Raw genomic sequence first — 2,616 nt, 5'->3', positions numbered from 1 at the left:
GATTGACGTTACTCGCAGAAGAAGCACCGGCTAACTCCGTGCCAGCAGCCGCGGTAATACGGAGGGTGCAAGCGTTAATCGGAATTACTGGGCGTAAAGCGCACGCAGGCGGTCTGTCAAGTCGGATGTGAAATCCCCGGGCTCAACCTGGGAACTGCATTCGAAACTGGCAGGCTAGAGTCTTGTAGAGGGGGGTAGAATTCCAGGTGTAGCGGTGAAATGCGTAGAGATCTGGAGGAATACCGGTGGCGAAGGCGGCCCCCTGGACAAAGACTGACGCTCAGGTGCGAAAGCGTGGGGAGCAAACAGGATTAGATACCCTGGTAGTCCACGCCGTAAACGATGTCTATTTGAAGGTTGTTCCCTTGAGGAGTGGCTTTCGGAGCTAACGCGTTAAATAGACCGCCTGGGGAGTACGGCCGCAAGGTTAAAACTCAAATGAATTGACGGGGGCCCGCACAAGCGGTGGAGCATGTGGTTTAATTCGATGCAACGCGAAGAACCTTACCTACTCTTGACATCCAGAGAACTTAGCAGAGATGCTTTGGTGCCTTCGGGAACTCTGAGACAGGTGCTGCATGGCTGTCGTCAGCTCGTGTTGTGAAATGTTGGGTTAAGTCCCGCAACGAGCGCAACCCTTATCCTTTGTTGCCAGCGGTTCGGCCGGGAACTCAAAGGAGACTGCCAGTGATAAACTGGAGGAAGGTGGGGATGACGTCAAGTCATCATGGCCCTTACGAGTAGGGCTACACACGTGCTACAATGGCATATACAAAGAGAAGCGACCTCGCGAGAGCAAGCGGACCTCATAAAGTATGTCGTAGTCCGGATTGGAGTCTGCAACTCGACTCCATGAAGTCGGAATCGCTAGTAATCGTAGATCAGAATGCTACGGTGAATACGTTCCCGGGCCTTGTACACACCGCCCGTCACACCATGGGAGTGGGTTGCAAAAGAAGTAGGTAGCTTAACCTTCGGGAGGGCGCTTACCACTTTGTGATTCATGACTGGGGTGAAGTCGTAACAAGGTAACCGTAGGGGAACCTGCGGTTGGATCACCTCCTTACCTTAAAGAAACGTTCTTTGAAGTGCTCACACAGATTGTCTGATGAAAATTAGCAGTAAAAATCTCTGCAGGCTTGTAGCTCAGGTGGTTAGAGCGCACCCCTGATAAGGGTGAGGTCGGTGGTTCAAGTCCACTCAGGCCTACCAAATTCGCAAGAATTGTCGGTACAGAGATTAGCATTTTGCGATGGGGTTATAGCTCAGCTGGGAGAGCGCCTGCCTTGCACGCAGGAGGTCTGCGGTTCGATCCCGCATAGCTCCACCATCCTTTACTGCAACAAACCCAAGAAAACTTCAGAGTGTACCTGAAAAGGTTCACTGCGAAGTTTTGCTCTTTAAAAATCTGGATCAAGCTGAAAATTGAAACAGCACACTGAACTCTGTTCTCCGTAATAAGAACAGACTGAGGTGTGTTTGAGTCTCTCAAATTTTTGCAGCACGATGATGAATCGTAAGAAACATCTTCGGGTTGTGAGGTTAAGCGACTAAGCGTACACGGTGGATGCCCTGGCAGTCAGAGGCGATGAAGGACGTGCTAATCTGCGATAAGCGTCGGTAAGGTGATATGAACCGTTATAACCGACGATTTCCGAATGGGGAAACCCAGTGTGTTTCGACACACTATCATTACGTGAATACATAGCGTAATGAAGCGAACCGGGGGAACTGAAACATCTAAGTACCCCGAGGAAAAGAAATCAACCGAGATTCCCCCAGTAGCGGCGAGCGAACGGGGAGCAGCCCAGAGCCTGAATCAGCATGTGTGATAGTGGAACGGTATGGAAAGGCCGGCGATACAGGGTGATAGCCCCGTACACAAAATTGCATGTGTTGTGAGCTCGATGAGTAGGGCGGGACACGTGGTATCCTGTCTGAATATGGGGGGACCATCCTCCAAGGCTAAATACTCCTGACTGACCGATAGTGAACCAGTACCGTGAGGGAAAGGCGAAAAGAACCCCGGCGAGGGGAGTGAAAAAGAACCTGAAACCGTGTACGTACAAGCAGTGGGAGCATCCTTCGGGGTGTGACTGCGTACCTTTTGTATAATGGGTCAGCGACTTATATTCTGTAGCAAGGTTAACCGTATAGGGGAGCCGCAGGGAAACCGAGTCTTAACTGGGCGTTAAGTTGCAGGGTATAGACCCGAAACCCGGTGATCTAGCCATGGGCAGGTTGAAGGTTGGGTAACACTAACTGGAGGACCGAACCGACTAATGTTGAAAAATTAGCGGATGACTTGTGGCTGGGGGTGAAAGGCCAATCAAACCGGGAGATAGCTGGTTCTCCCCGAAAGCTATTTAGGTAGCGCCTCGTGAAGGAATATTGCACAATGGGCGCAAGCCTGATGCAGCCATGCCGCGTGTATGAAGAAGGCCTTCGGGTTGTAAAGTACTTTCAGCGAGGAGGAAGGCGTTAAGGTTAATAACCTTAGCGATTGACGTTACTCGCAGAAGAAGCACCGGCTAACTCCGTGCCAGCAGCCGCGGTAATACGGAGGGTGCAAGCGTTAATCGGAATTACTGGGCGTAAAGCGCACGCAGGCGGTCT

The 2,616-nt window shown here is 51.4% G+C and carries 2 tRNA genes, 1 rRNA gene and 1 other annotated feature (1 of these 4 only partly in view); all 3 genes read left to right on the top strand.

What is annotated here, in order from left to right:
• A 16S ribosomal RNA gene (locus tag FHC49_RS01470) occupies window positions 1-1,066 on the top strand (its annotated part extends 466 nt beyond the left edge of the window); the annotation flags it as partial.
• A 69-nt stretch (window positions 1,067-1,135) separates the two neighbouring features.
• Window positions 1,136-1,212, top strand: a tRNA-Ile gene (locus FHC49_RS01465).
• A 42-nt stretch (window positions 1,213-1,254) separates the two neighbouring features.
• Window positions 1,255-1,330: transfer RNA gene (locus tag FHC49_RS01460), tRNA-Ala, on the top strand.
• Between the two features lie 210 nt (window positions 1,331-1,540).
• Window positions 1,541-2,616: a sequence feature (most likely nonfunctional fraction of RNA operon), on the top strand.

This window comes from Kluyvera sp. EC_51 (assembly GCF_019584505.1).
Lineage (GTDB): Bacteria > Pseudomonadota > Gammaproteobacteria > Enterobacterales > Enterobacteriaceae > Kluyvera > Kluyvera sichuanensis.
The sequence above is the reverse complement of the archived record's forward strand: the minus strand, read 5'-3'. Positions and strand labels throughout refer to the sequence as shown.